The organism is Acidovorax facilis, assembly GCF_050626955.1.
Lineage (GTDB): Bacteria > Pseudomonadota > Gammaproteobacteria > Burkholderiales > Burkholderiaceae_C > Acidovorax > Acidovorax facilis.
Window position 1 is genome coordinate 4,971,168 of sequence record NZ_CP192460.1, and the last position, 25,042, is coordinate 4,996,209.

General features: G+C 66.5%; 27 protein-coding genes. 18 read left to right on the forward strand and 9 right to left on the reverse strand.

The window, feature by feature from the left end:
- Positions 1 to 80: 80 nt before the first annotated feature.
- From ACQ4MJ_RS22740 to ACQ4MJ_RS22765, 6 genes are all read left to right on the forward strand, one after another.
- Positions 81 to 3,005, forward strand: a complete 2,925-nt coding sequence (locus tag ACQ4MJ_RS22740; RefSeq protein WP_431151190.1) for a DNA topoisomerase III — start codon at positions 81 to 83, stop codon at positions 3,003 to 3,005.
- Complete coding sequence (locus ACQ4MJ_RS22745; RefSeq protein ID WP_121421561.1) at positions 3,002 to 3,235, forward strand: hypothetical protein; 234 nt, start codon at positions 3,002 to 3,004, stop codon at positions 3,233 to 3,235. Before ACQ4MJ_RS22740 ends, ACQ4MJ_RS22745 begins: the two co-directional genes overlap by 4 nt.
- Positions 3,236 to 3,324: 89 nt before the next feature.
- Complete coding sequence (locus ACQ4MJ_RS22750; RefSeq protein ID WP_207402156.1) at positions 3,325 to 4,101, forward strand: helix-turn-helix transcriptional regulator; 777 nt, start codon at positions 3,325 to 3,327, stop codon at positions 4,099 to 4,101.
- 115 nt (positions 4,102 to 4,216) lie between these two features.
- A complete protein-coding gene (locus ACQ4MJ_RS22755; RefSeq protein ID WP_431151189.1) occupies positions 4,217 to 4,819 on the forward strand; it encodes a YbhB/YbcL family Raf kinase inhibitor-like protein in 603 nt (200 codons plus the stop codon).
- Positions 4,820 to 4,890: 71 nt separating this feature from the next.
- Positions 4,891 to 5,241, forward strand: a complete 351-nt coding sequence (locus ACQ4MJ_RS22760; protein WP_431151188.1) for a DUF4124 domain-containing protein — start codon at positions 4,891 to 4,893, stop codon at positions 5,239 to 5,241.
- 149 nt (positions 5,242 to 5,390) lie between these two features.
- Positions 5,391 to 5,729 (forward strand): DUF2834 domain-containing protein, encoded by a 339-nt coding sequence (locus tag ACQ4MJ_RS22765; RefSeq protein WP_426305583.1) that lies wholly within the window; start codon positions 5,391 to 5,393, stop codon positions 5,727 to 5,729.
- Here ACQ4MJ_RS22765 and ACQ4MJ_RS22770 read toward each other — a convergent pair.
- Positions 5,690 to 6,532 (reverse strand): helix-turn-helix domain-containing protein, encoded by an 843-nt coding sequence (locus ACQ4MJ_RS22770; RefSeq protein ID WP_431151187.1) that lies wholly within the window; start codon positions 6,530 to 6,532, stop codon positions 5,690 to 5,692. The two genes, ACQ4MJ_RS22765 and ACQ4MJ_RS22770, sit on opposite strands and share 40 nt — an antisense overlap.
- Before the next feature lie 129 nt (positions 6,533 to 6,661).
- On the opposite strand from ACQ4MJ_RS22770, the gene ACQ4MJ_RS22775 reads away from it, so the two are divergent.
- Entirely contained in the window at positions 6,662 to 7,420 is a 759-nt protein-coding gene (locus tag ACQ4MJ_RS22775) for a tyrosine-protein phosphatase (protein WP_431151186.1), read from the forward strand.
- 789 nt (positions 7,421 to 8,209) lie between these two features.
- On the opposite strand, the gene ACQ4MJ_RS22780 is transcribed toward ACQ4MJ_RS22775, so the two are convergent.
- The 3 genes from ACQ4MJ_RS22780 to ACQ4MJ_RS22790 form a co-directional block, all read right to left on the reverse strand.
- Positions 8,210 to 9,565: an MFS transporter gene (locus ACQ4MJ_RS22780; protein WP_431151185.1), complete on the reverse strand. Its 1,356-nt coding sequence runs from the start codon at positions 9,563 to 9,565 to the stop codon at positions 8,210 to 8,212.
- Positions 9,566 to 9,884: 319 nt separating this feature from the next.
- Positions 9,885 to 10,529: an NADPH-dependent F420 reductase gene (locus tag ACQ4MJ_RS22785; RefSeq protein WP_121508216.1), complete on the reverse strand. Its 645-nt coding sequence runs from the start codon at positions 10,527 to 10,529 to the stop codon at positions 9,885 to 9,887.
- A gap of 82 nt (positions 10,530 to 10,611) precedes the next feature.
- Positions 10,612 to 11,448 carry a pirin family protein gene (locus tag ACQ4MJ_RS22790; protein ID WP_431151184.1) on the reverse strand — a complete coding sequence of 279 codons (837 nt, stop codon included), beginning with the start codon at positions 11,446 to 11,448 and terminating at the stop codon, positions 10,612 to 10,614.
- A gap of 116 nt (positions 11,449 to 11,564) precedes the next feature.
- Here ACQ4MJ_RS22790 and ACQ4MJ_RS22795 point away from each other — a divergent pair, with 116 nt between their 5' ends.
- From ACQ4MJ_RS22795 to ACQ4MJ_RS22805, 3 genes are all read left to right on the forward strand, one after another.
- Positions 11,565 to 12,485 carry a LysR family transcriptional regulator gene (locus tag ACQ4MJ_RS22795; protein ID WP_431153147.1) on the forward strand — a complete coding sequence of 307 codons (921 nt, stop codon included), beginning with the start codon at positions 11,565 to 11,567 and terminating at the stop codon, positions 12,483 to 12,485.
- A 72-nt stretch (positions 12,486 to 12,557) separates the two neighbouring features.
- Positions 12,558 to 13,967 carry a DUF2130 domain-containing protein gene (locus tag ACQ4MJ_RS22800; protein ID WP_121508924.1) on the forward strand — a complete coding sequence of 470 codons (1,410 nt, stop codon included), beginning with the start codon at positions 12,558 to 12,560 and terminating at the stop codon, positions 13,965 to 13,967.
- 187 nt (positions 13,968 to 14,154) lie between these two features.
- The gene (locus ACQ4MJ_RS22805; protein ID WP_055400741.1) at positions 14,155 to 14,496 is read left to right on the forward strand and encodes a DUF1330 domain-containing protein; all 342 of its coding nucleotides are present in this window, start codon (positions 14,155 to 14,157) and stop codon (positions 14,494 to 14,496) included.
- A 32-nt stretch (positions 14,497 to 14,528) separates the two neighbouring features.
- Here ACQ4MJ_RS22805 and ACQ4MJ_RS22810 read toward each other — a convergent pair whose 3' ends face one another.
- Positions 14,529 to 15,128, reverse strand: a complete 600-nt coding sequence (locus tag ACQ4MJ_RS22810; protein ID WP_228897218.1) for a flavin reductase family protein — start codon at positions 15,126 to 15,128, stop codon at positions 14,529 to 14,531.
- 173 nt (positions 15,129 to 15,301) lie between these two features.
- Between ACQ4MJ_RS22810 and ACQ4MJ_RS22815 the strand changes: the two genes are divergently transcribed.
- Positions 15,302 to 15,691, forward strand: coding sequence for a VOC family protein (locus ACQ4MJ_RS22815; protein WP_055401124.1), 390 nt, complete (start codon positions 15,302 to 15,304; stop codon positions 15,689 to 15,691).
- 40 nt (positions 15,692 to 15,731) lie between these two features.
- On the opposite strand, the gene ACQ4MJ_RS22820 is transcribed toward ACQ4MJ_RS22815, so the two are convergent.
- Positions 15,732 to 16,418 carry a Vgb family protein gene (locus tag ACQ4MJ_RS22820; RefSeq protein WP_055401134.1) on the reverse strand — a complete coding sequence of 229 codons (687 nt, stop codon included), beginning with the start codon at positions 16,416 to 16,418 and terminating at the stop codon, positions 15,732 to 15,734.
- A 120-nt stretch (positions 16,419 to 16,538) separates the two neighbouring features.
- Complete coding sequence (locus ACQ4MJ_RS22825) at positions 16,539 to 17,774, reverse strand: hypothetical protein (RefSeq protein WP_055401122.1); 1,236 nt, start codon at positions 17,772 to 17,774, stop codon at positions 16,539 to 16,541.
- A gap of 124 nt (positions 17,775 to 17,898) precedes the next feature.
- On the opposite strand from ACQ4MJ_RS22825, the gene ACQ4MJ_RS22830 reads away from it, so the two are divergent.
- The 3 genes from ACQ4MJ_RS22830 (at position 17,899) to ACQ4MJ_RS22840 (ending at position 20,064) form a co-directional block, all read left to right on the forward strand.
- Entirely contained in the window at positions 17,899 to 18,507 is a 609-nt protein-coding gene (locus ACQ4MJ_RS22830; RefSeq protein WP_121508221.1) for a class I SAM-dependent methyltransferase, read from the forward strand.
- Positions 18,504 to 19,283, forward strand: a complete 780-nt coding sequence (locus ACQ4MJ_RS22835) for a tRNA-uridine aminocarboxypropyltransferase (RefSeq protein WP_426305561.1) — start codon at positions 18,504 to 18,506, stop codon at positions 19,281 to 19,283. Before ACQ4MJ_RS22830 ends, ACQ4MJ_RS22835 begins: the two co-directional genes overlap by 4 nt.
- Positions 19,284 to 19,641: 358 nt before the next feature.
- On the forward strand, positions 19,642 to 20,064 hold the full coding sequence (locus ACQ4MJ_RS22840; RefSeq protein ID WP_431151183.1) for a hypothetical protein: 423 nt from the start codon (positions 19,642 to 19,644) through the stop codon (positions 20,062 to 20,064).
- A gap of 150 nt (positions 20,065 to 20,214) precedes the next feature.
- Here the strand turns inward: ACQ4MJ_RS22840 and ACQ4MJ_RS22845 are convergent, their stop codons facing one another.
- Positions 20,215 to 21,063 (reverse strand): hypothetical protein, encoded by an 849-nt coding sequence (locus ACQ4MJ_RS22845; RefSeq protein WP_431151182.1) that lies wholly within the window; start codon positions 21,061 to 21,063, stop codon positions 20,215 to 20,217.
- 192 nt (positions 21,064 to 21,255) lie between these two features.
- Between ACQ4MJ_RS22845 and ACQ4MJ_RS22850 the strand changes: the two genes are divergently transcribed.
- The 4 genes from ACQ4MJ_RS22850 to ACQ4MJ_RS22865 all read left to right on the forward strand — a co-directional run bounded on the left by ACQ4MJ_RS22850 (position 21,256) and on the right by ACQ4MJ_RS22865 (position 23,862).
- Positions 21,256 to 22,134 (forward strand): PA4780 family RIO1-like protein kinase, encoded by an 879-nt coding sequence (locus tag ACQ4MJ_RS22850; protein WP_055401116.1) that lies wholly within the window; start codon positions 21,256 to 21,258, stop codon positions 22,132 to 22,134.
- Positions 22,135 to 22,197: 63 nt separating this feature from the next.
- Positions 22,198 to 22,683, forward strand: a complete 486-nt coding sequence (locus tag ACQ4MJ_RS22855; RefSeq protein WP_431151181.1) for a GNAT family N-acetyltransferase — start codon at positions 22,198 to 22,200, stop codon at positions 22,681 to 22,683.
- A gap of 167 nt (positions 22,684 to 22,850) precedes the next feature.
- Complete coding sequence (locus ACQ4MJ_RS22860) at positions 22,851 to 23,102, forward strand: hypothetical protein (RefSeq protein ID WP_055401112.1); 252 nt, start codon at positions 22,851 to 22,853, stop codon at positions 23,100 to 23,102.
- 184 nt (positions 23,103 to 23,286) lie between these two features.
- Positions 23,287 to 23,862 carry a DUF1439 domain-containing protein gene (locus ACQ4MJ_RS22865; protein ID WP_431151180.1) on the forward strand — a complete coding sequence of 192 codons (576 nt, stop codon included), beginning with the start codon at positions 23,287 to 23,289 and terminating at the stop codon, positions 23,860 to 23,862.
- Positions 23,863 to 24,053: 191 nt separating this feature from the next.
- On the opposite strand, the gene ACQ4MJ_RS22870 is transcribed toward ACQ4MJ_RS22865, so the two are convergent.
- On the reverse strand, positions 24,054 to 24,977 hold the full coding sequence (locus ACQ4MJ_RS22870) for a LysR family transcriptional regulator (protein ID WP_431153146.1): 924 nt from the start codon (positions 24,975 to 24,977) through the stop codon (positions 24,054 to 24,056).
- Positions 24,978 to 25,042: the final 65 nt, after the last annotated feature.

The following is a 25,042-nucleotide window of genomic DNA, read 5'->3' on the forward strand; positions in this document are numbered from 1 at the left end:
TGCGTGTGCATGCGCGTGAGACCCGAATTGTAGAAGCGCCCGGAACCCGGGCAACCAGAATGACTGGCGAGAGCCCCAAAATGACCAAGACCCTGGTAATTGCAGAAAAACCCTCTGTCGCGCAAGACATCGTGCGCGCATTGACCCCCGTGGCCGGCAAGTTCGACAAGCACGAAGACCACTTCGAGAACGACCGCTATGTAGTCACCAGCGCCGTGGGCCACCTGGTAGAGATCCAGGCGCCCGAAGAGTTTGACGTGAAGCGTGGCAAGTGGAGCTTTGCGCACCTGCCCGTGATCCCGCCGTACTTCGACCTGAAGCCCGTGGACAAGACCAAGACGCGCCTGAACGCCGTGGTCAAGCAAGCCAAGCGCAAGGACGTGACGCAACTCATCAACGCCTGTGACGCGGGCCGCGAGGGCGAGTTGATCTTCCGTTTGATCGAGCAATACGCCGGTGGCAGCAAGCCGCTGGGCAAGCCCGTCAAGCGCCTGTGGCTGCAGTCCATGACGCCCCAGGCCATCCGCGACGGCTTTGACGCCCTGCGCACCGAGCAGCAGATGGCGGGCCTGGCCAGTGCAGCTCGCAGCCGGTCTGAGGCCGACTGGCTGGTGGGCATCAACGGCACCCGCGCCATGACGGCGTTCAACTCGCGCGACGGCGGGTTCTTTTTGACGACCGTGGGCCGGGTGCAGACGCCCACCCTGTCTCTGGTGGTGGAGCGCGAAGAAAAGATCCGCAAGTTCATCAGCCGCGACTACTGGGAAATCCACGCCACCTTCGGTGCGCAGGCCGGTGAATACCCCGCCAAGTGGTTCGACCCCAAGTGGAAGAAATCGGAAGACGTGGAAGCCCGCTCAGACCGCGTGTGGTCTGCCGCAGAGGCCACGGCGATTGCCAACGCCGTGCGCGGCAAGCAGGCCACCGTCACCGAGGAGAGCAAGCCCACCACGCAAGCCTCGCCCCTGCTGTTCGATTTGACCAGCCTGCAACGCGAAGCCAACGGCAAGTTCGGCTTTTCCGCCAAGACCACGCTGGCGCTGGCGCAAAGCCTGTACGAGCGTCACAAGGCCCTGACCTACCCGCGTACCGACTCGCGCGCGCTGCCCGAAGACTATCTGCCCGTGGCCAAGCAAACCTTTGAAATGCTGGCCGACAGCGGCATGCGCCACCTGGCGCCGCACGCGCTCACCGCGCTGAACAACAACTACATTCGCCCGTCCAAGCGCATCTTCGACAACAGCAAGGTGAGCGATCACTTTGCCATCATCCCCACGCTGCAGGCGCCCAGCGGGCTGAGCGAGGCCGAGCAAAAGCTGTACGACCTGGTCGTGCGCCGCTTCATGGCCGTGTTCTTCCCGAGTGCCGAATACACCGTGACCACGCGCATCAGCACCGTGGCGCCCCACAGCTTCAAGACCGAAGGCAAGGTGCTGGTCAAGCCCGGCTGGCTAGCCATCTACGGCAAGGAAGCGGCCGAGGAGGTGGAAGGCGGCAAGGACGGCGACAAGGGCCAGAACCTGGTGCCCGTGAAGCCCGGTGAAATGGTCAACACCCTGCAGGTGGACCCCAAGGGCCTCAAGACCAAACCGCCCGCACGTTATTCCGAAGCCACGCTGCTGGGCGCCATGGAAAGCGCGGGCAAGCAGATCGACGACGACGAACTTCGCGAAGCCATGCAGGAAAAAGGCCTGGGCACGCCAGCCACGCGCGCGGCCATCATTGAAGGCCTGCTGACTGAAAAGTACATGCTGCGCGAAGGCCGCGAGATCATCCCCACGGCCAAGGCGTTTCAACTGATGACGCTGCTGCGCGGGCTGGAGGTCGAAGAACTCTGCCGCGCCGACCTGACCGGCGAGTGGGAGTTCAAGCTCTCGCAAATGGAAAAGGGCCTGCTCAGCCGCGAATCCTTCATGGCCGAGATCGCCGCCATGACCGAGCGCATGGTCAAGAAGGCCAAGGAATACGACCGCGACACCATCCCTGGCGACTACGCCACGCTCGAATCGCCGTGCCCCAACTGCGGCGGCGTGGTCAAAGAGAACTACCGCCGCTTTGCCTGCGTGGGCAAGCCCGGCTCGGAAGGCTGCGGCTTCAGCTTTGGCAAGTCGCCCGCAGGCCGCACGTTTGAAACCGCAGAGGCCAACGCCCTGCTGCGCGACAAGAAGATCGGCCCGCTGGAAGGCTTCCGCTCCAAGGCGGGCTGGCCCTTCACGTCCGAGATCGTCATCAAGTACGACGACGAGGCGCACAACTACAAGCTCGAATTCGACTTTGGCGATGACAAGAAGGGCGAAGAGTCCGGCGAGATCGTCGAGTTTGAAGACGCATCGCTGGGTGCCTGCCCCATCTGCGGATCGGAAGTGCACGAGCATGGCAGCAACTACGTGTGCAGCAAGTCCGTGCCCACCGCTGCGCAGCCCACACCGAGTTGCACCTTCAAAAGCGGCAAGATCATCCTGCAACAGCCTGTGGAGCGCGAGCAGATGACCAAGCTGCTGGACACCGGCAAGACCGACCTGCTCGACAAGTTCGTGAGCATGCGCACGCGCCGCGCCTTCAAGGCCCACCTGGCGTGGGACAAGGAGGCGGGCAAGGTCAACTTTGAGTTTGCGCCGAGCAAGTTCCCGCCACGCCCAGGCGCTGCTGCTAAAACGATAGCTGCCAAGGCAGGCAAGACAAGCGCTGCAGCCAAAAAATCCGCCAAACCTGCCGCTGCCAAAAAGGCCCCGGCCACCAAGACCGCTGCCACCAAGGCACCGCGCAAGGCCGCCGCTGGCAAGGCCCCCAGTGCCGCGCTGGCTGCCGTGATCGGCAACGAACCCGTGGCGCGCCCCGAGGCCGTGAAGAAGATGTGGGAATACATCAAGGCCCACAACCTGCAAGACCCCAAGGACAAGCGCACCATCGTCGCCGACGACAAGCTGCGCGCCGTGTTTGGCAAGGACAGCGCGGGCATGTTCGAGCTTGCGGGCATCCTGGGCAACCACCTGGGCGGCGAATGATGCAGCCGCTCCACACGGAACACGCCGCATCGCCCGCACGGTTCGCACAGGGCTTCTGGCGCACCGCGCTGGTGGCCTTGGCGGTTGTCGGTGTGCTGGGCGGTTGCAGCAGCACCGCAGGCTCTGCGCGCTCCGGCGACCCTGCCAGCCAGCAGCAGCCTCAGGGTGCCAGCGGCGTGACCGTGTTTGGCGACATCGATGTCGGCGTGACGAAAGAGCGCACGCGCTGACGGTGCTTGTGCTGCCGTCGGCTGAAGCCTGCCATCATCCGGCACAGCGCTGCGCAGATGATGGCGCTTGAGCCCCAGGGGAAAGAACGATGGGCGAACCCGCACTGTCCTTGCAGATTGCCACCACGGTCCACCACCGCATCCACACCGTCACCGTGCGCATGGATTCGGTGGGCTGGGTGGTCTCGGGCACCAAGCACCTGGTCACGCCCGGCGGCGGCCACCGCTACCCCCGCGGGCGGGTGTTTGTGCTGCCGCGTGGCGCGCAGTGGGAGGTGGTGAACGACCCGGCGCCCCAGGGCCGCTATGTGGCGCGGCTCCTGTGTTTTGCGCCCGAGCTGGTGGAGCAGTTCCACCGCCAGTTTGGCCAGTTTGCAGCCGTTCCGCCAGTGCAGGGCTGCGCAGGCCTGGCGGCCGACGCCACCTTTGAAGACAGTTTCACGCGCGCCGTGGCCGCGCTGGAGAGCGATGCCAGCTCGCAGGCACTGCGCGAACACCGCGCGCTCGAAGTGCTGCTGATGCTGGCCGAGGCGGGCATCGTCTTCGCCCCGCCGGGCGAGCTGGGCTGGGCTGAACGCGTGCGCCGCCTGGTCGGCCCCAGCCCGCAGGCCGACTGGACGGTGGAGCGCATCGCCGCCGCCTTTGCCACCAGCGCCAGCACCCTGCAGCGCCGCCTGGCGCAAGAGGGCGAGACCGTGAGCCAGTGCCTGCGTGATGTGCGGCTGGAGACGGCGCTGGTGCTGCTGCAAAGCTCCACGCTGCAGGTGTCCGAGATTGCGGCCCGCTGCGGCTATGAATCGCACAGCCGCTTCAGCGCGGCCTTCCGCGAACGTTTCGGCTTTCCGCCTTCGCAGCTGCGGCCCTGATGGCTGCGGCTGACGCGCAGCGCACAGCCATTGACGCCGCCGGGCCAATGCGAAGGCGCGGCGCGCAGCACCATCAAGCCCTTGTCTCACACCGCTACTGCAAGGAGCTTTTCAGATGACCCACCCACTTTCACGCCCTCTTCGCGTTGGCGCCGCCATCGCGGCATTCGCCACCATCGGCTTGGCCCCTGCCGCCCACGCCCAGGCCTTCGCGCTCACCAGCCCCGACTTTGCCGAAGGCAGCACACTGCCCCAGCGCTTCGAGTTCAAGGGCTTTGGCTGTGCGGGCGACAACCAATCACCCGCCCTGCGCTGGAGCGGTGCACCCGCAGGCACCCAAAGCTTCGCCGTCACCGCCTACGACCCCGATGCCCCCACCGGCTCGGGCTGGTGGCATTGGTCGGTGGTCAACATCCCCACCAGCACCACCGAGCTTCGGCCCGATGCGGGTGCTGCCGGCGGCGCCAAGCTGCCCGCAGGCGCCAGCCATGTGCGCATTGACTACGGCGTGGCCGCCTGGGGTGGGGCCTGCCCGCCCGAAGGCGATGCGCCGCACCGCTACATCTTCACCGTGCACGCGCTCAAGGTGCCGCGCCTGGACCTGCCTGCCGACGCCACCGCCGCGCTGGCCGGCTACATGATCAACGCCAACAGCCTGAGCAAGGCCACGCTCACGGCGCGCTACGGGCGCCCTGCGGCCAAAGGCAAGCAGCCGTGATACCGCGTGGTCGGGTGGGCGTCGTGATGTTTTAAGCTTGGTGGTCACCCACCACACCACAGGCCCACCCCATGCGCAGCACCCGCGAACGCACCCTCTGGTCCATTCTGGCCGCACTCCTGCTGGCTGCCGCAGCCGCCGCATGGTGGACGGCCGACCAGTGGCTGCCCCACGCCGGGCCGTGGACCGAGCAGGCCTGGAAGAAGATCACCCGCCCCGGCCCCGACACCTTGCCGCCCGGCAGGCAGCAGCCTGCCGCACAGGCCCGCTCTGCGAACAATGGAGCGTCTGAGCCCGTGGCCCCGCAGCCGCGCAAGTGCGTGAAGGACGGCCGCACGACCTACACCGACCAGCCCTGCCCCAAGGGCACGCAGGAGCTGCCGGTGGATGGCGCTGTGACATCGCTGCCGCGCGCGCAGTAAGTTCATGAAGATGGCGTGCAGCGGCTCGTCCGCCGGTGCGAGGCATGTCGTTTTTTTCCTAGCCCGCCAGGGGGCTGCGCGGATTCAATCGGTGCGTTGATTCACTACCCAAGGCCTCTCTCTTTCTCTTGAGAGGGCCGCATGCACCGATGCAAAACCACACCCACCTGCGCGCATTTTTTCTTCTGCTGGCCCTTCTGGGTCTGGCCGTCCCTTGGTACTTCAACACCGTGTATTTTTTGGCGGGCGGCAGCGTGATGCCCGACGTTTTCTGGCGCGATGCCTTTGCCAATGCATTGACCACCGGCATCACCCTCGACGTGTACCTGGCCGCCGTGGCGTTCTCCGCCTGGGTGGCGGCAGACCGCAGCCTGGGCGCGTGGCGCTGGGCTTACATCGCCGCCTGCTTTGGCATTGGCCTCGCGTTTGTGATGCCGCTGTACCTGGCTCAGCGCTTGCGCGTGGGCTCCAAGGGTGGGGCAGGTTGATTCGGTAGGGTCTGCGCCCCAATCTGCAAGGGCCAGTGTGCGGTCAGCGGGCTGCGCGTGCCCTGCACCAGGGCCTGCAGCGGGTGGCCCGCCAGCCTGCGCACATCGCGCGCCATGTGCGACTGGTCGTAGTAGCCCTGGTCGGCCGCCAGGTCCACCACCGGGCCGCCGGGCGTGGCGAGGGCGTTGCCCAGCGTGCTGTTCAGCCGCGCAATCACCTGAAACTGCTTGGGCGCCATGCCCCAGTGCGCCACAAAGCGCCGTTCAAACTGCCGCTGGCTCAGGCCCATGTGCTGATTCGCGCCTGGGGCATCGTCGTGGGCCGCCTGCAAGAGGGCCAGGGCTTGCAGCCGCCGTGCTTCACACGGTGACGGAGGCGCGACCAGCTGCCGGACGAACTGGCACAGCACCGTAATCCGCGCGCCATCATTCTGCGCAGCATGCACGCCGTGCTCCACCTCGGCCCACCCAGGGCCCACCAGTTCTGCCAGCGGCCGCAGCGTGTTCACCAAACCGCGTGCGCTGGCAAACAGTGCCGCCGCAGCTTCAGGCCGCAGCACCAGCCCCACGGCCCGCACCGGCCCACCGTGTTCGTACACCGTGGCCGTGGTGCTGGCGCTGATCCAGGCCGCTGGCGGCACCAGTGCGCCCCGGCAATGCACCTGCCCGGCCAGCCGCACCACCAGCATGCTCGACACCATCGCCGGAAAATGCGACTGCGCCAGCTCCGCCGGGGCGTCGACCACCACCCCCGCCATCAGCCAGGGCTGCAAATCAGAGGGCACGGGCACAAAACGCTGCATGCCCGGATTCTGCACACGGTCGCGCCCCGCGCATTGCACCAGCCACCCGTGCGACACGCGCCTGCCGCACTGCCCGACTATCCTTGTTGCTTCAGCATTCCTATCCACCGCACACCTGTGCCACGCACCATGCAGCAAGAGCAAGCCCCCACCCGATCCCTCCCCCTAGCAGGCGCCACCAACTTTCGGGACCTGGGCGGCTACACCGGCCACGGCGGGCGGCCCGTGAAGTGGCGGCGCATCTTTCGCTCGGACCACCTCGCCGCCCTGACCCCCGAGGACCAGGCCCTGCTGGCCCAGCTGGGCGTGGCCCGCGCGGTGGATTTTCGCGGCAAGGCCGAAAGCGCCGCCTATGCCTACGCGCTGCCCGGCATCGCCTACCACCCGCTCGCCATCGAGCCCACCGTGGTGCAGCGCGCGCTCGACCTGCAGCGCACCGGCCGCCAGCTCACCGCGCAAGACGCCGTGGGGCTCATGCAAGACACCTACCGCGGCTTTGTGCACGACAACGCCCCGCGCTTTGCCGAACTGTTCAAGTTGCTGCTGGCCAGCGACACCCCCACCGTCTTCCACTGCACCGCTGGCAAAGACCGCACCGGCTTTGCCGCCGCCCTCATCCTGCTCACCCTGGGCGTGCCGCGCGACGTGGTCATGCACGACTACCTGCTCACCAACGCCCTCTACCGCCGCCCCGAAGGCATGGGCAGCCACGCGCCCGAGGAAGTGCTGGCCGTGCTGTGGCGCGTGCAAGAAGAATTTCTGGACGCCGCCCTGCACAAGGTAGACACCGAGTTCGGCGGCCTGCAGCCGTATCTGGTGGACGTGCTGGGCGTGGACGCCGCTGCGCAGACAGAGCTGGCGGGGCGCTATCTGCAGGCGGCGGTGTAGCCAATTCGCACCAAGACCCTGAAGAATCGCGCGGCACCCTGTGCGTCGGTTTGTGCCGTGCAAATTTCTTTTGCTATCAAAGCAGAAGCTGCCAATGCAATGCAGTAAGGCGATAGAGCCATTTTGGCTGATTCTTTTTGCCGAACCCTCGCCCCGCACAGCCCGCCGTACCTACCAACTTTCGCAGGTTGTGCCGCGCTCCCTCACCCTCTACAGTCAAGTAACAAATGCACACAAGGGCGGGAACAGGGAGGAGAGGCTGACAGCAAAGGCGACAGACAGGGTTGCTACTAGCACCGGGCGCATACCTTCGGGATGAAGGCATGCAGCCTGGTGAGAAACGCCTTGCTGAGCAGCCCGAACACAGGGTCGAAGGTAACGACGACCTGCTCAGGGACCGCAGCTGCTACTGCGGTCCCGTGGGGCCCCGGCAGGTGCAGGCCGATAAAAAATCGGGTTGCACCTGCCGGGGCCTGTTGAGCGAATGCTGCAGTGCTCAATTGCTTAACTGCTCATAAATCAATAGCTGCAGGCGCTTGACTACCAAGCGCTAGAGGCCTATTTGATCAAAATTCTCAATGAAATGAAGGCGGCGCAGGGCCAGCGAGCCCCTAGTGCGGTGTTGCACGCTATCCGGCACTTAAAACCGCGTCTTTTCGGCCAGGGTTGCGTTGCAAATCCGCGCGATACCTACGGGTATCGCTGTGGTTTGCGCCTTGCCCTGACCAAAAATCCATCGGTTTTCAATGTGCCGTCAAGCGTGCAACACCACACTAGCGCCCGCCACACTCACCCCGCACTGGGCTGCATCCGTCCCCCAGTCGCGCCCTGGCGCCGCACCCGCCAGTACAGCCAGCCCATGATCGACAGGTTCAGCAGGTTCCACCCCATGCCGTTGATGAACGCCGCCTGGTAGCTGCCCGTCACGTCAAAAATCCAGCCCGACATCCAGCCGCCCAGCGCCATGCCGATCAGCGTGGCCATGATCACTGCGCCCACCCGGGCGCCCGCCTCTTGCGGCGCGAAATACTCGCGGATGATGATGGCGTACGCGGGCACGATGCCGCCCTGGAACAGCCCGAACATCGCCGAGATCACATACAGCGGCACCAGCCCGTCAAACGGCAAAAACAGCATCAGCCCCACCCCCTGCAGCGCCGACCCCAGCAGCAGCGTGCGCACCCCGCCAATGCGGTCGCAGATCACGCCCGACACCAAGCGGCTGACAATGCCGCACGCCAGCATCAGCGACAGCATCTCGGCCCCGCGCGCCGCGCCAAAACCCAGGTCGGTGCAATAGGCCACGATGTGCACCTGCGGCATCGCCATGGCCACACAGCACGCCACGCCCGCCACGCACAGCAGCAACTGCGCGTGCACCGGGCGCAAGCCAAACGGGCGGCTGCGGTCCAGTGCCAAGGGAACCAAAGGTGCGGACGCAGTCGCTGGTGAAGCAGCAGCACCCAGTGCAGCACCCCCTGCCGAAGGTGACGACGACGCAGGCACCACGGCCGCAGCATCCATTAGCACCATCGGCGCCCGCTGGCGCATGCGCAGCGCCAGCAGCAGCATGCCCGCGCCACACACCAGCCCCATCAGCACATAGGTCTGGCGCCAACCAATGGCTTCGATGCCGTGCTGCACGATGGGCGGCCACAGCGCACCCGCGATGTAGTTGCCACTGGCACAAATCGCCACCGCAATGCCGCGCCGCTTGTTCCACCACAGCGCCGTGTCGGCCATCAACGGCGCAAACGTGGCCGAACTGCCCACCAGCCCCATCAACCCATGGGCCAGCCCAAAGATCCAGATGCTGCCCGACAGCCCCGCCCACACAAAGCCGCCACACACCGCCACCGCCCCCACGCACAGCACCGGCATCAGCCCATGGCGGTCCGCCATCCGCCCCGTCCACAGCCCGCCCAGCCCCAGGCACACCATCATCAGCGTGTAGGGCAGCGACGCATCCGCGCGGCCCACACCGAACTCGGCCTGCACGGCGGGCAGCACCACCGACACCACATACATGCTGCTGTTGCCCAGCACCACGAGGCCTAGGGTGGTCAGCAGTCGCCAGGCGGCTTGGGGTGAATCGATGAGGGATGCCGGGGCGGCGATGTGTGCAGAAGCAGGGGTGGTAGGCATGCGGTGCAATTTAACCCTGATCTGCGCCTAAATCCGCTCCTTCAACGCATCCACATGGCCAATGATCTCGATCATCTTCCCGCTGGTATTCAGTGTCCATCGCGATCAGCGCCACCTCCAGCGTGTTGTCATCCAGCGATCCAAAACCCAAGCTCTCACAGCGCCACACCCACGGGGCTGAGGGAGTCTGCCCCGACACCTCCTCCATGGATACCAATTCGGCGGTGACCAGCGCTTGCAATAAATGCCTAGACCCCAGGTACCTTGGGCTAGACAAGGGGCACCTGGGGCCCTGAAAGTGCCTGGGCAGGCACCCCGCTCAAATCTTGATGAACTGCGTGCTCGACAACGCGCCAAACGGCAGCTCCGACAAGCGCCCGCCCACCGCCAGCGTGCCCAGGTCCACCGGAAAGTAGCCGATGGCTTCCAGCACCTTGCGCACTTCGGCCTTGGCGGCGGCATCGTCGCCCGCATAGAACATGGCGCGCTGGCCGCCAGACACTTGGGGCTGCGCCAGCACGTTCACGTCCAGGTGGTTGAACGCCTTGACCACGCGGGCGCCGGGCACGAATTCGCTGAACACTTCGCTGGACGAGCGCCCGCCCAGGTCGATGGCCTTGATGCCGTAGGCCGCCAGCGGGTTGGTGGGGTCTTGGGCGTCGGGCGAGTTGGGGTCCAGAAACGCCACGGGGTTGGTGCCGTCGATGACGATGCGGCCGTTCCAGGCCGGCAGGGGCCCCAGGGCCTGGCCCAGGTCTTCCCAGCGCACGGCGATGAGCACGATGTCTGCGGCGGCAGCTTCTGCCACGGTGCCCGCCTTGATGGTGGGGCCCAGTTCGGCCACCAGCGCGGCCAAAGATTCCGGACCGCGCCGGGTGGAGAGGGTGGCCGACAGGCCCTTGTTGGCCAATGCGCGGGCCACGTTGGAGCCGAGAGCGCCAGAACCGATGATGCCGATGTTCATGATGTTTTCCTTGTTGAAATGAAGTGGGTTGAAGTGAGGTGGAAGGGGTGAGGTGAGAAAGCGTGATGGAAGGGCTAGACGACTACCCGAGCCGCCCGGCCTGGCGCAGTTGCGCGGCAATGCGCCGGATTTCTGTGGCGCCCTGTGCCAGTGCGGCCGGGCTGGTGTGCACCGAGTAGCGGCCCATGACCAGGTCGTGCGGGTGCGGCACGGCAGAGCCCAGCACAAAGCTGGTGGCCTGGGTGGCCACAAAGTCGATGCCCTGGCTGCTGGGCTCAAACGCCACCAGCTCGCCAGCGTCAATGGCTTCGCCTGCCGTCAGCGCGCCGGTGGCCACTGCGGTCCATGCCACGGTGTGGCCGGGGGGCGGGGTGTAGGTCCAGCGCGCACCTTGGGCCAACTGCACGGCCAGATAGGTCATGCCCTCGGGCGCCGCCACCGGGCTGTGCGCTGCGCCGTACTCGCCCAGCAGCACACGCACCGGGCCGACCTGTGGCACCAGCTCAGGGGCGAGGTACTGGCTGTGGGCGGGGGCGTTTTCCAGCGCGGCGGGCAGGGCCACCCACAGCTGAAAGCCCCGGCCCGGTGTGTCGCCCACGGGGGCGCCGGTGTGCCATACGCCGTTGCCCGCCCGCATCCATTCCACACCGCCCGCAGGCAGCAGGCCCGCTTGGCCGGTGCTGTCTTCGTAGCGCACATCGCCTTCTGACAAGAACGTGACGGTGGCGATGCCCGAGTGCGGGTGCATGCCAAAGCCCTGCTGCGCGGCGCCGGGCTGAAAGTGGACCAGGTCCAAAAAGATGAAGGGCTTGAGCACCTGGCCCAGGTCCCCGGGGCTCATGAGACGGGTGATGGGGCCGTGCGCGGTGCCACGGGTGCGGTGGGCGATGGCGCGGGGGGCTGTGGCGGGTGCAGACATCAAGAGAACCTTGGAGGTGTTGAACTGATGCCTGTAGCTTAAAAATTCATCGATTGATTGACTAGATGGTGCAATATGATTGAACTCGTCCATTAATTGAATGAATGAGCACTACCATGCTGGATCTGAACGACGTGGCCATCTTTGTGCAGGTGGTGCGCTGTGGCAGCTTTGCCGAGGCCGCGCGCCGCCTGGGCGTGCCGCCCAACACCCTGAGCCGCCGGGTGCAGCAGCTGGAAGCGCAGCTGGGCACCCGGCTGATGCAGCGCTCTACCCGCCATCTCACGCTTACCAGCGCGGGCCAGGTGTTTCTGGAGCGCTGTAGCGGCGCGGTAGAGGGGCTGATGGATGCGGGCGAGGAGTTGCTGGCAGTGAACCAGGAGCCCAGTGGCCTGGTGCGGGTGGCGGCACCGGCCGATTTTTTTGATTTCTTTGCGATGGAGTGGCTGACCGAGTTTCTGGCAGCGCACCCCAAGGTGCGGGTGGACTTTGTACTGAGCGACGGGCGCGCCGACCTGATTGCAGACCGGATTGATGTGGCCCTTCGGGGCGGCATCCTGGAGGACTCAAGCCTCTTTGCCCGCAAGGTGCTGGATGCGGGCAACGACGGCCTGGTGGCCAGCCCGGCCTACGTGGCCCGCCAGGGCGCGCCGGACACGCTGCAAGACCTGGCAGACCACGACTGCCTGGTGTTCAGCCACCCCAGCGGCAAGGCCACCTGGCGCGTGACGGGACCGGATGGAGCGCAGGCCGAGGTGCAGGTGGCGGGCCGTTTCAGTGGCAACACGGCGCAGGCCTTGCGCAAGGCCGCGCTGGCGGGCCTGGGCATTGCACTGCTGCCCTCCACGCTAACCCAGCGCGATCTGCGCGCTGGCCTGCTGGTGCCCGTGCTCCCGCAATACCACCGGCAGGGCCACGGCGTGCACATGGTGTACCCCAGCCGGCGCTACCTGCCCTTGGCGGTGTCTGCCTTCATGGACCTGGTGATCGGCAAGATGGGCGCGATGCAGGAACTGCCGCCGCAGACCTGCGGCTGATGCAGCATGAATCCGCTCATGCTCCTGCCCGCTATGCTCCCCACCCAACCAAACTAGACCACGGTGACCGCCATGCACGACATCATCTGCCCCCACTGCAACAAGGCCTTCAAGGTGGACGAGACCGGCTACGCGGATATCCTCAAGCAGGTGCGCGACGCAGATTTCCATGCGCAGTTGCACGAGCGGCTGGAGCTGGCCGAGCAGGACAAGCGCAATGCGGTGGCGCTGGCGCAGGCCCAGGTGGCCAATGAGCTGCAGAAGGCGGCAGCCGCCAAGGATGCACAGATCCAAGCTCTGAAGGCGCAGTTGGATGCAGGCGCGGTGGAGCGCGACCTGGCGGTGGCGCACGCCCTGAGCGCGGTAGAAAAGCAGCGCGATGCGCTGGCCAATGAACTGGAGCGTGCGCGGCAGGCGCAGCAGGCAGCGGACCAGTTGGCACAAGCCCGGCTGGCGCAGGAGCTGCAAGGTGTGGCTGCCCAAAAGGACGCGGAGATTCAGCAGCTGAAATCGCAGCTGGAAGCAGGCGAGGTAGTGCGCAGGCTGGCGGTGACCGAGGCAGTCACGGTAGTGGCGCGGGAGCGCGATGAACTCAAGAACGACCTGAACCTGGTGGTGGTGAAAAAGCAGCTGGAGGAGGCCGCCATTAAGGAGCAGTTCGCCCTGCAGCTGCGCGACCGTGACGGCGAGATTGCGCGGCTGCGGGACATGAAGGCACGCCTGTCGACCAAGATGGTGGGCGAGACGCTGGAGCAGCACTGCGAGACGGAGTTCAACCGCATCCGCGCCACGGCATTCCCCCGTGCGTATTTCGAGAAGGACAACGACGCACGCAGCGGCAGCAAGGGCGACTACATCTTTCGCGATGCGGACGAGGCGGGCAACGAGATCGTCTCGATCATGTTCGAGATGAAGAACGAGAGCGATGAGACCGCCACCAAGAAGCGCAACGAAGACTTCTTGAAAGAGCTGGACAAGGACCGCACTGAAAAGGGCTGCGAGTACGCGGTGCTGGTGTCGCTGCTGGAGCCTGAGAGCGAGCTGTACAACACCGGCATCGTGGACATGTTCTACCGCTACCCCAAGATGTATGTGGTGCGGCCGCAGTTCTTCATCCCCATCATCACACTGCTGCGCAACGCTGCGATGAAGTCGCTGCAGTACAAGTCGGAGCTGGCGCTGGTGAAGGCGCAGAACCTCGACATCACCAAGTTCGAATCGCAGCTGGAGGAGTTCAAGGGCGCGTTTGGGCGCAACTGGCGCCTGGCGTCAGACGGGTTCGAGGAGGCCGTGCGGCGCATTGACGAGGCCATCAAGGACCTGGAGAAGACCAAGGAGGCGCTGCACAAGTCGGCCAACAATTTGCGCCTGGCCAACGACAAGGCCGAAGACCTCACGATCAAGAAGCTGACCCGGGGCAACCCGACGATGGCGGCCAAGTTTGCAGAGCTCAAGCAGGTGGGGCTTTTGGACGGGGAGTGATGCAAGAGCATCGCGGCGCCAAACCTTGACCTCTGAGGTAATCGCCAAGCGGAGCGCCTTTTTCTACAGTGGTCCTCGCGGGTCGGTTGCCAGCGTAAAGCGCATTGAAGACGCGCGCTGCGTCTGTGCATACACATCGAAACCGCAGCCAACCAACTCACTGAGAGACCAGAAAGGAGCCCCAGATATGTCTGCCTATGCCGTTGGCCTGTTGAGCAATCTGCAGTTCGGCCCCGATATCGTCACCTACCTGCAGCGCATCGACGCGACCCTCACGCCTTATGGCGGGGCCTTCCTCGTGCATGGCACCCGGGCAGAGGTCAAGGAAGGCGTGTTCGATGGGGACTGCATCATCATCAGCTTCCCGGCCATGGAGCAGGCGCGTGCCTGGTACGAATCGCCAGCCTATGCCGAGCTGATTCCACTGCGTGCGCAGCACGCGCAATCCACGGTGTTTCTGCTGGATGGGGTGGCGGAACCGAACTACCGCGCAGAGTCCTTGCTGGCCAAGCTGGGAGTCAAGGCCTGAATGCTCCTCCGGGCACAGACACGGGCCCGGGGCTACACCGTCACCGACGCCCCCGTCGCATAAAACTGCCCACCCGCCACGTAGTGCAGCGTGCGCAGCGCATCGGGCGCGGTGTCGAACTCCCAGTGCCCGTGGCGGAACACGCGCTCGTCCGCCCAGGCGGCCACTACTTCGCCGATAAACAGGTCGTAGGTCTGCTGGTTGTGGGGCTCGGGGATGACGCGGCACAGCAGCCAGGCGGCGCAGCCCTGTACCAGCGGGGTGGCATGGCCAGGGGCGTGGAACAGCTCCACCCCGTGCTGCTGCAGTTTGTGGGGGTGGGTCTTGGCGCTGTCGGTGCCAAGGGCTACGGTCATCGCCGCCATGGGCAGGGTGGGCAACTGCAGTGCGAACTCGCCACTGGCTTCGACCAGCTCGCGCGTGCGTGTCGCTTTGTCGAGCACCACCGTCACCTTGGGCGGTGCAAAGTCCAGCGCACAGGCCCACGATGCAGCCATCACGTTGTGCTGGCCCGCATGTTCTGCCGACACCAGCACCGTGGGGCCGTGGTTGAGCAGGCGGTAGGCCTTGTCGAGGGGGACGGGGGCGATGTGGGGGATTCGGGGCGAATGTTGTGGGCTGGGTTTGCTCATGATTTCATAGCTGGTGGCGCTTGTTGGATAAGCGGTAGATGGCATTTTGATCTGAAACCAGACTGCCGTGTGTGGCCGTGTCACCAGCGTGCGCGCCGGGTGGGTGCAGGGCCGGTAACATCCCCGGGCCTATCAACCACTGCCCCCCGGGGGCACTACGGAGACAAGAAGCTATGTTCAGTCATGTGATGGTCGGTGTGAACGATCTGGAGGTGTCCCGGAAGTTCTACGACGCGCTGCTCGGCACCATCGGTGTGCCCCCGGGTGTCGCCAACAAGAACCGCTACTTCTACCGGGGCCCCACCGGCACCTTCTGCATCAGCACCCCCATCAATGGCGAGCCCGCCACCTTTGCCAATGGCGGCACCATCGGCTTTGCCATGCAGTCGCCCGAGCAGGCCGATGCTTTCCACGCGGCCGGTGTGGCCAACGGTGGCACCACCTGCGAAGACCCACCGGGCTACCGCGAAGGCCCTGGCGGCAAGCTCTACCTGGCGTATCTGCGCGACCCGGACGGCAACAAGATCTGCGCGTTGCACCGCCCACCCAAGCCAGCGGCGTGACGGCCGGGCCGACCGGCTCAGCGCATCGGTTTTCTGATCTTCAAGCGGGCATGTGTGCGCCGGGCCGACGCACGGCGCGTACCTTGCCGCTGCCGCCACCACCGCAGTAGAACAGCCCGGCCCCATCCGATTCGAGCCCGCTCACACCCACGCCTTGCGGCATATCGAGCTGCTGCAGCACGGCGCCGCTCGTGGGGTCGATGTGGCGCAGGGTGCTTTCTTCGCCCTCCCAGGTGCCGTGCCACAGCTCGCCGTCCACCCAGGTCACACCGGTCACAAACCGGTTGGATTCGATGGTGCGGCGGATCGCACCCGTGGCCGGGTCGATCTGGTGGATCTTGCGGTCACGGTACTGGCCTACCCACAGGCTGCCTTCGGCCCAGGTCAGGCCTGAATCGTTGCCGCCGCCCGGTGCGGGGATGGTGGCCACTACCCGGCCCGTGGCGGGGTCGATCTTGTCGATGCGTGATTCGGCGATCTGGTACAGGTGCGTGCCGTCAAACGCGGTGCCTGCGTCGCACACCACGTTGAGCGTGCGGGTGGTGGCGCCGCTGGCCGGGTCAAAACCCACCAGGTGTTCGCCCGTGGCGGCCCACACCCGCTGGCCATCGTGCGTCACGCCGTGGATGGTGCTGGCGCCGCCAAACGGGCCGTATTCGCGCACCACCTCGGCGGGCTGGCGGGCCGCAATGGGCAGGTGTTTGGTGGACGGCGGGGTGCCCGCCATGTCGCTGCTGCAGGCGGTGTCGTGGGTGGCGGTAGGGGTGACTGTGGTCATCTCGGTAGCTCCTGATGGTAGGTACCCGGTGCACGGCAAGGGCGCTGTGCGTTGGGCGGTGAAGCCACTTTAGGCAATCGGCTGCGCGGTGGGGAGTAACAAGATCGTCGTGAATCCCACCAGGGGCGCGGCCAGCCAGCGGCGTGCGCGCGCCTGGCCGATGGCGCGCACGCGGCCGGTAGCTTCCAGTTCAGCCAGTGCGCGCTGCACGGTGCGCTGGCTGTCGCCCAGGGCTAGCGCCAGGGCGGATGTGGACCATGCCGCACCGTCGGCCAGCAGCGCCACCAGCGCGCCCTGCTCGCCCTCCACCGGCGGGGCCAGCACGGCCACAGTGCGTCCGCCGTGGGGCCGGAGCACAAAGCCGCGCGGCGTGGCCTCCACCCCGGCCAGCGGAGCGATGAGGGCGCGCAGGCGGCCGATTTCCACCCGCAGGCGGGCGCGGTGGGTTTCGTCGGGGTGGCGGGTGCGGAACACGTTGGCAATCAAGGCTTCGCGGTCCACATCGCCCGGCCACGCAGTAGCCAGCGCGCGCACCAGCGCAAACAGCACAGGGCGGCGTGCCAGCGGGTGCCACACCTCGCCCGCGCGCACGCCGTGGCGACAGGCGTCCACGACCCACAGCGTCGGGGACGCCAGCAGCGCGGCCACGTCGTCCAGCCGCAGCATGTGCTCGGCGCCGTTCGCAAGGCAGCGCGCAGCGGGCTGTTCGAGCAACGCATGGGCCTGCGCCACCTCGGTCAGCAGCGCGGGCACGCCGGATTGGGCGGCAGCCTGTTGCGCGCGTTGCAGGGCGGTGCGTGCTGCGCCGATGTGCAGTGACCGCAGGGCCAGCTCTGCGGCGGCAAGTTCGGCCACCGCGACAAGGGAAGGGGGCAGTCGCGTTGTGGCATCGGTGGTGGGAGCGTCTGCCAACGCAGCCGATGCTTCGTCCAGCTTGCCCAGCAGGATCAGCGTGCGCGCTGCCACCAACCGTGCCTGCAGCGCATTGGCGATGTCGCCGTGGGCCTGCAGCGTAGCCCCTGCCGACATCAGCGCCTGCGCCGGCCCACCCAGGTCGCGTTGGGCCAGGGCCACCTCAGCCTCGGCCACCACACAGCGGGCGCGGGCCACGGGCTCGTGCGTGCCAAAGCCGCGTGCGGCGCGGCGCAGCAGATCGCGGGCGCGCGGGTGCTCGCCCAGCTGGGCCATGGCAATGCCGCGCAGGGCCAGGGCCGGTGGGTCGTCGCGCAGGGCCACGCGCTGCAGGGCGGCCAGGGCGTCGCCTGCGGCCAGCGCGCGGGCGGCGGCGGAGATCAGCGAATCCATGGCGACAGACTACCGCAGCGTGCTGCTGCGATGGCACGCCAGCATGCGTGGGGGATACTTGGCCGCTTCGCTGTGCCGCCCGCCGGGTGGTGCAAATCCCCCCAAAAGACCCAAGGACCCGCCATTGAAATCCGCCAGCGCCACCACTTTTGACGAGGCCTACTACCAGCGCTTTTACTTCGACAAAAAGACCAGCGTGGTGGACCCGGCGCACATGGAGCGCCTGGGCACCTTCGTGTGCAGCTACCTCAAGTACCTGCGCGTGCCGGTGAACCGCGTCCTGGATGTGGGTTGCGGCATCGGGCTGTGGAAGGGCATCGTGGCGCAGCATTTTCCGCAGGCCAGCTACCAGGGCGTGGAGTTCAGCCCCTACCTGTGCGAGCGCTTTGGCTGGCAGCAGGGCTCGGTGGTGGACTATGCGGCTGATGCGCCGTATGACCTGGTCATCTGCCAGGGCGTACTGCCCTACCTGAGCCCGCCGGATTTGAAGGCCGCGCTGCTCAACCTGGGCCGTCTGACACAAGGCGCGCTGTATGTCGAGGCTGTGTCGCGCGAGGATTTTGAGAGCGACATCATCGACGAAGAGATCACCGACAACCGCGTGTTCCGCCACCGTGCCGAGCTGTACCGGCGTGGCCTGCGCGAAGGCGCCATCGAGCTGGGTGGCGGCGTGTGGCTCAGCCGCCGGGCCGAGCTGCCGCTGTTTGCGCTGGAGCAGGCGGGCGGGCAGTGACGGCGACCCCTGTGCCGCCGCCCCAGCCGCAGGCGGTGCCGCACCCGCCCCATGCGGTATCGCGCCTGCGCACCGAGCGCCTGGCCCGCAGCGCCAAGCCCTTCCTGGCCCGGGGCGGCCCCAAGGGCGAGCGCTGCGCGGGCTGCCGACTGGTGCCCAGCCACTGCATCTGCGCACTGCGCCCCGTGCTGCCCACGCGCGCGGGCATGTGCCTGCTGATGGCCGACATCGAGCCGCTCAAGCCCAGCAACACCGGCTGGCTGATTGCCGATGTGGTGGCCGACACCTACGCGTATGGCTGGGCGCGCACCGAGGTGCACCCCGACCTGCTGGCGCTGCTGGCAGACCCCCAGTGGCAGCCGTATGTGGTGTTTCCGGGTGAGTTTGTGGAGCCCGGGCGCGTGGTCACCCAGGTGGGCAGCACCGAGCCGACGGGCAAGCGCCCGCTGTTCATCCTGCTCGATGCCACCTGGCCCGAGGCGCGCAAGATGTTCCGCAAGAGCCCGTACCTGGACCGCCTGCCGGTGCTGAGCCTGCAGCCCGAGCAGCTCTCACGCTACCACCTGCGCCGCTCCACGCGCACGGACCATTTCTGCACCTCCGAGGTGGGCGCGCTGTGCCTGGAGCTGGCGGGCGAGCTGCAGGCCGCACAGGCGCTGGAGGCGTACCTGGACGTGTTCACCCACCACTACCTGCAGGCCAAGCACCAGCTGCCGCCGGACGTGAACGGGGCGGCGCACGCACGGCTCCGGCTTCTGGCGCAGGGCCGCGGCTGAGAGTCTGAGAGTCTTTTATCCATGCCCGCCTTGCACGCCGAAACGCCCCGGCTCGTCGTTGCGAATGCTCGCCATAGCCCGAGCTATGGCTGTGCTTTGCGCCTAGATCCGAGGCGTTTTCGCGTGCCTTTCGGGCTCGGCAAAAAAACTCTCAGCCTCTGAGCCATCGCCCCTCGGACTGCCGGGCCGCGTGCGTGCATGACCTGTTGCCCAAAAAGCATGCGCTGTTACCGCGTTGTTACAAGCGCTGCACCTGGCCCCCCGCAAAATTCGGCGCTGGCGCCACCACCTCTGGCGCGGCCCGTCTGTCCGGGAGGGGCAGGGGCCTGCACACCCAAAGCCAACCCGTTGGAGAACCATGAAAAACAAGATCCCCCTGTTGCTCGTCGCAACCCTCAGCCTGGCTGTCGCATCGCTGGCCCATGCCGGCAAGGCCGAGCGCGACTTTTTTGCTGCCGAGGTGGCCCCCGCGCTGAAAACCGCCGCCAGCACCCTCAAGCAATCGTGCGGCTGCGATGTGAAGATGGATGTGAAACAGGACAGCTTTCAGACCGTGGACCATCTGCGCCAGGTGCGCTACGCGGCCGGCACCATCGTGGACAACGCCCCGCGCTACTGCAACGATGCCCCTTCCAAGGCCGCGGTGTGCCAACTCAAGACCCTGGAATTTGCCCGCACCGGCACCACCGCTTTCAAGTTTGCCGCAGGCAAGGGTACGATCACTCTCGATGAAAGCTCGTACCCCAGCTGGGACATGCTGGCCGCCGAGCTGGACAAATAAGCGCAGACTCCTAGCCCCAAGCAGCGCCCCGACACCACTGTGCGTGGTGCGGGGCGTTGGCGTTTGTAGGCGCCGTGAGGTGCCTGAATCAGGGTGCGGCAGTTGCGAAGGAATCGCCGTTCTACGTGCCGGATAGCGTGCAACACCCCGCTAGCGTGGGGTCGCACCCCCAGCCACGCGGCTTTGTACCGCCTTGGTGACGCCATCTGGTTCCAGATACGGGCTGCAGGTCTGGTACAGCGCAAACTTCTTTTCTGCCGACGTACCAACCAGTTCGGCCGACACTTCGGGCGCCGATTTCCTGAGCGCGTCGATGTGGAAGTCGCCCTCGCCCGGGTGCAGCTCCACCGCTGCTTCCAGCATGGCCGCCGCAGCGGCGCGCATGCCTTCTTGCCGGGCTTTTGCCACGCTCAGCGACAGGCCGTTGAACACATTGCCGCAGCGGATCAGGTCGATGGCGACCGCCTTGCGTGCATCGGCCTGCGCAGGTGTCGCCATGCCGTGCGTGCCATCCAGGTAGGCCCACACGTCCAGGGGTGGGGTGCCGGACGCGCACGCCCCCTGGTAGGTGCCGAAAAAGGCCTTCTTCATCATCTGCCGGCCCGCCGAGGTCTGCATGCCGCTGTCGATGACAAGCTGCTCGCCATCGGCGTGCACGGTGAACTGGTACAGGTGCGCGGCGCTGGCGCCTGCGGCCTGGGCAGGGGCGACGCAGCGGGCCTTCCAGGTCTCATGGCCGGGCATGGGTTGGTCAGACTCGCTGACCGTGCAGTCCATGCCGCGCTGCTGCATGGCATTCTTCCAGGCGGGGGCCGTCAGGCTGGCCATGTGCTGCGCTGTCACGCACACCACGGCGGTGCTGCCCAAGGAGTCCGCATAGGCACCCTGGCGGAACCCGGCAGCCGCCGCAGGCTGCGAAACCGCAACGCCCCCGATCAGAAGCCCCGCCAACACAGCAGCGCGCGGGGCGGTGGCGGGGAGCGCAATGGCGAAGGGCATGGGGGGTGTCTCCGGGCGGCAGCGCCTGGTACGGCGCAAGAAAAAGAGAAGGCGGTGGAACGGCGGCGTGCCCAGGCGCGGCCCGTCATCACACTGAAAAGCCGTCGGATTGTCGTTCAAGGCCCTGGGCACGCCGTGCTCTTGTGGCCTTGCAACGACAATGGACCATTCCCCCTCTACCGCACTGACCCGATGAAAGCTCCCCCCCGCCTGCAGTCCCTCATTGAGGAAGGCCTGATCGACACCGTGGTCCGGCAGCTCATGAGCGGCAAGGAGGCCATGGTCTATGTGGTGCGCTGTGGTGATGAAACGCGCTGCGCCAAGATCTACAAAGAGGCCAACAACCGCAGCTTTCGGCAGGCGGTGGACTACACCGAAAACCGAAAGGTCAAGAACTCACGCTCGGCCCGCGCCATGGCCAAGGGCAGCAAGTTTGGCCGGCAAGAGCAAGAGGCCGCCTGGCAAAGTGCCGAGGTCGATGCGCTCTACCGCCTGGCCGCTGCCGGCGTGCGCGTGCCGCAGCCCTACAACTTTCACGACGGCGTGCTGCTCATGGAGCTGGTGACCGACGCCCACGGTGACGCCGCCCCGCGCCTGAACGATGTGAGCTTTACTCCCGAAGACGCGCGCACCCACCACGCCACGCTGGTGGCCGAGGTGGTGCGCATGCTGTGTGCGGGCGTGGTGCATGGTGACTTGTCGGAGTTCAACATCCTGCTGGCCCACCTGCCGGGCGCAGAAGGTGGTGAAGCCGGCCACGATGGCCCCGTCATCATCGACCTGCCCCAGGCCGTGGACGCTGCGGGCAACAACCACGCCCAGCGCATGCTGCTGCGCGACGTGGCCAACCTGCGCGACTTCTTCGGCCAGTTTGCCCCCGAGCTGCGCGCCACCCAATACGGCCCCGAGATCTGGAGCCTGTACCAGAGCGGGCTGCTGAGCAACGAGACGCCGCTCACCGGCATCTATGCGCCCACGCATGCCGATGTGGACATGCAGGCCGTGCTGCGCGAGATCGACGACGCACGCGACGAAGATGCAGCGCGCAGGCTGCGCATGGCGGCGGGCTGAGATTTCCCCACTGCGCTGCGCTGTGGCACCATCGCGCCCCTTTTTCTCTGCAGTTCGCTCGCCATGCCTTCCTTCCGCATCCGCAACTTCTGCCCTGGCGACGAACCCGCGTTGCGCGCCGTTTTTCATGCCTCGGTGCATGGCTTGGCTTGCAAGGACTACACCGGCGAACAGCTGGCCGCCTGGGCGCCGTTGGAGCACGACGCCGCGCAGTGGGCCGAGCGCATGCGGGCCAACCAGCCCTTCATCGCGCAAGCAATAGACGGCGGGGCGATAGCTGGGTTTGCCGATCTGCAGGCCAGCGGCACCATCGACATGTTTTTTGTGGCCCCGGCGTTCGCAGGCCAGGGCGTGGCCCGGGCGCTGATGGCACACCTCCACGCGCAGGCGGCGCAGCGCGGGATCACCCGCTTGAACGCCCATGTGAGCCTGACGGCCGAGCCTTTTTTTGCCGCCCAGGGCTTCGCGGTGGAAGCGCGCCAGCAGGTGGAGCGCGCGGGCGTGGTGCTGCACAACGCGCGCATGGCCAAGGCGCTGGTGATGGGCTAAGGCAACTCCTGATTTGATAGCTGGTTACGCTTGTCTATCAAGCGCTAGAGGCTGATTTTGCTTGTAATTCAGCCATCATGCTGTGTCTTTGCACCCGCAGGTGCCTTACAGTAGCCGCCCCGCAGCAGACAAACCCACCCACACCGGCCCACGATGGCTGACACCCCATGACCAAAGACCTGGCCCGACAGAACGAACTCAAACCCATGGCGCTGTGCGAGCCCTGCCAGGGCATCCAGCGCAACTGGCGCAAGGCGCCGGGCCACGCCGAGCTGGTGCAGCGCGGCAACCGCAAGGAAGACCGCGAGACGGGCTCCGTCACCATCACCCGCTATGTGTGCGATCGCTGCGGCACGGCGTGGGAGTATGAGAACGACAAGGGCAACCAGAAGGCAGGCTGGTCGGTGGTGGGGCGATAAGCAATCGCATCTCCATGGAGAGAGGTCAGCGCGTGTTGGATAAGCGCCAGCGGTCATTTTGGGTTCCAACCCATGGCTGGGAACGGCTTGCAGGGCTGTGCGAATGGATACACAGCCATGGCCCCCAAATGGGGCACCTTTTCATCTCGTGCGTGTCACACAGGCCTATCAAGGAGATAGCCTCATGCTGCACCGCAGACGATTTCTGAGAACCACCGGCAGCGGCCTGGCCCTGGGCGGCGCCGCTTTGCTGCTGGCAGGGCGTGCCGCGTGGGCCCAGCCCAGCTACACGGTGCCGCTCGCGCAGCTGCAGGAGATGGTGGCCACGAAGTTCCCGCGCAGTGTGCCGGTGCAAGGCCTGTTCGATCTCACCCTGCAACCCCCGCGCCTGCGCCTGCTGCCTGAGGTCAATCGCCTGGGCGCCGTCATGGCGGTGGACGCGGCGGGCGCTGCGCTGCGGCGCAGCCACGCGGGCACGTTCGATGTGGAGTTTGCGTTGCGCTATGAAGCCAGTGACCGCACGCTGCGCGCCCACCAGATCCGGCTGGGGCGGCTGGATTTCCCCACGCTCAAACCGGCCGTCACCGAACTGATCAATGCCTATGCCCCCGTGCTGGCCGAACAATCCCTGCGCGAAGTCACCTTGCACCAGCTGCGCCCGCAGGACACGGCCATGTTCGACGGCTTGGGGCTGCAGCCCGGGCCCATCACGGTGACGGCCAAGGGGCTCAACGTGGCGTTTGTGGGCAAGCAGCCATGACGCCCGCTGGGCGCGGCCGCCTTCCATCGCCGCAGCGCCGGGGTTAACTCCCTTTCCCCTCGTGGGAGCCGGTGGGGGAGACGGGGCTTCGGGGGCGCCGCGCTTGTTCTCCCTCTCCCCGCCCTCTCCCACCAGGGCTGGGCCGAGGGTGGTGCAGGTTGCGCAGGTCAGTCTCGCGCAGGGGCTTGCGCTCAATCGCCCCGCACCCGCTGCGCAAACCCGCGCAGCGCGAACTGCTCCACCACAAAATCCACAAACACCCGCGTGCGCGCTGGCAGCAGCTTTTTGCTGGGGTAGTACAGCGATGTCGGCCCTGCATCCGCCCACCAGCCCGGCAGCACCCGCACCAGGTCGCCGCGCGCCAGCCAGGGCTGCGCAAACGGCATGGGCAGCACGGCCAGGCCCAGGCCCATCAGCGCGGCCTGGCACATGGCCTCGGGGTCGTCGAACACGATGCGGGGGCGGAACACTGCCGCTGCAGCGTCGCCCGCCTTGTTGCGCAGCGTGGTCACTGGCACGCGCCCCGTGCGGATGGCGCGGCGCGCAATGCCGTCCCACTGCGCCAGGTCTGCCGGGTGGCGCGGCGCCTTGCGGCCCTGCAGCAGCGCGGGGGCGGCCACCACCACCAGGTGGATCGGCCCCAGCGTGCGCGCCACCATGTCGGGGTTCAGATTCAGGCCACCGCCAATGCCGGCATCAAAACCCTCGCCGATCAGATCCACCTGGCGGTTCTCAAAGCGCCAGTCGGGCTGGATGGCCGGGTAGCGCTGCAAAAACTCGGTGAGCAGCGGCACGATGTAGGCACGGCCAAACGCCAGGCCCATGCTCACCTTGAGCGTGCCCGCAGGCTGCTGCTCGGCCTCGGCCGCGTGGTCCACCGCATCGGCCAGCGCGGTCAGCGGCGGGCTGATCTGCGCCAGCAGGCGCTGCCCGCCTTCGGTGAGCGTGATGCGCCGCGTGCTGCGCTGGAACAGCCGCACGCCCAGGCCTGCCTCCAGACGCGCCACGTTCTTGCTCACGGCGGCAGGCGTCAGGCCCATGAGCCGCGCGGCGGCCGAGAAGCTGCCGCACTCGGCGGATTTGACGAACGATTCGAGGTGGCTCAGGGGTTGCATGGTTTGCATTTTCAACTGCAGGTTGAAATAGATCCAGCCCATTCCTGGCTACCCGCAAAGCAATG

Excerpts from the sequence above, each read along its gene's own strand:
- ACQ4MJ_RS22740 (WP_431151190.1), top strand. The coding sequence starts at position 81 with ATGACCAAGACCCTGGTAATTGCAGAAAAACCCTCTGTCGCGCAAGAC.
- ACQ4MJ_RS22745 (WP_121421561.1), top strand. The coding sequence starts at position 3,002 with ATGATGCAGCCGCTCCACACGGAACACGCCGCATCGCCCGCACGGTTC.
- ACQ4MJ_RS22750 (WP_207402156.1), top strand. The coding sequence starts at position 3,325 with ATGGGCGAACCCGCACTGTCCTTGCAGATTGCCACCACGGTCCACCAC.
- ACQ4MJ_RS22755 (WP_431151189.1), top strand. The coding sequence starts at position 4,217 with ATGACCCACCCACTTTCACGCCCTCTTCGCGTTGGCGCCGCCATCGCG.
- ACQ4MJ_RS22760 (WP_431151188.1), top strand. The coding sequence starts at position 4,891 with ATGCGCAGCACCCGCGAACGCACCCTCTGGTCCATTCTGGCCGCACTC.
- ACQ4MJ_RS22765 (WP_426305583.1), top strand. The coding sequence starts at position 5,391 with ATGCAAAACCACACCCACCTGCGCGCATTTTTTCTTCTGCTGGCCCTT.
- ACQ4MJ_RS22770 (WP_431151187.1), bottom strand. The coding sequence starts at position 6,532 with ATGCAGCGTTTTGTGCCCGTGCCCTCTGATTTGCAGCCCTGGCTGATG.
- ACQ4MJ_RS22775 (WP_431151186.1), top strand. The coding sequence starts at position 6,662 with ATGCAGCAAGAGCAAGCCCCCACCCGATCCCTCCCCCTAGCAGGCGCC.
- ACQ4MJ_RS22780 (WP_431151185.1), bottom strand. The coding sequence starts at position 9,565 with ATGCCTACCACCCCTGCTTCTGCACACATCGCCGCCCCGGCATCCCTC.
- ACQ4MJ_RS22785 (WP_121508216.1), bottom strand. The coding sequence starts at position 10,529 with ATGAACATCGGCATCATCGGTTCTGGCGCTCTCGGCTCCAACGTGGCC.
- ACQ4MJ_RS22790 (WP_431151184.1), bottom strand. The coding sequence starts at position 11,448 with ATGTCTGCACCCGCCACAGCCCCCCGCGCCATCGCCCACCGCACCCGT.
- ACQ4MJ_RS22795 (WP_431153147.1), top strand. The coding sequence starts at position 11,565 with ATGCTGGATCTGAACGACGTGGCCATCTTTGTGCAGGTGGTGCGCTGT.
- ACQ4MJ_RS22800 (WP_121508924.1), top strand. The coding sequence starts at position 12,558 with ATGCACGACATCATCTGCCCCCACTGCAACAAGGCCTTCAAGGTGGAC.
- ACQ4MJ_RS22805 (WP_055400741.1), top strand. The coding sequence starts at position 14,155 with ATGTCTGCCTATGCCGTTGGCCTGTTGAGCAATCTGCAGTTCGGCCCC.
- ACQ4MJ_RS22810 (WP_228897218.1), bottom strand. The coding sequence starts at position 15,128 with ATGAGCAAACCCAGCCCACAACATTCGCCCCGAATCCCCCACATCGCC.
- ACQ4MJ_RS22815 (WP_055401124.1), top strand. The coding sequence starts at position 15,302 with ATGTTCAGTCATGTGATGGTCGGTGTGAACGATCTGGAGGTGTCCCGG.
- ACQ4MJ_RS22820 (WP_055401134.1), bottom strand. The coding sequence starts at position 16,418 with ATGGCGGGCACCCCGCCGTCCACCAAACACCTGCCCATTGCGGCCCGC.
- ACQ4MJ_RS22825 (WP_055401122.1), bottom strand. The coding sequence starts at position 17,774 with ATGGATTCGCTGATCTCCGCCGCCGCCCGCGCGCTGGCCGCAGGCGAC.
- ACQ4MJ_RS22840 (WP_431151183.1), top strand. The coding sequence starts at position 19,642 with ATGAAAAACAAGATCCCCCTGTTGCTCGTCGCAACCCTCAGCCTGGCT.
- ACQ4MJ_RS22845 (WP_431151182.1), bottom strand. The coding sequence starts at position 21,063 with ATGCCCTTCGCCATTGCGCTCCCCGCCACCGCCCCGCGCGCTGCTGTG.
- ACQ4MJ_RS22850 (WP_055401116.1), top strand. The coding sequence starts at position 21,256 with ATGAAAGCTCCCCCCCGCCTGCAGTCCCTCATTGAGGAAGGCCTGATC.
- ACQ4MJ_RS22855 (WP_431151181.1), top strand. The coding sequence starts at position 22,198 with ATGCCTTCCTTCCGCATCCGCAACTTCTGCCCTGGCGACGAACCCGCG.
- ACQ4MJ_RS22860 (WP_055401112.1), top strand. The coding sequence starts at position 22,851 with ATGACCAAAGACCTGGCCCGACAGAACGAACTCAAACCCATGGCGCTG.
- ACQ4MJ_RS22865 (WP_431151180.1), top strand. The coding sequence starts at position 23,287 with ATGCTGCACCGCAGACGATTTCTGAGAACCACCGGCAGCGGCCTGGCC.
- ACQ4MJ_RS22870 (WP_431153146.1), bottom strand. The coding sequence starts at position 24,977 with ATGCAACCCCTGAGCCACCTCGAATCGTTCGTCAAATCCGCCGAGTGC.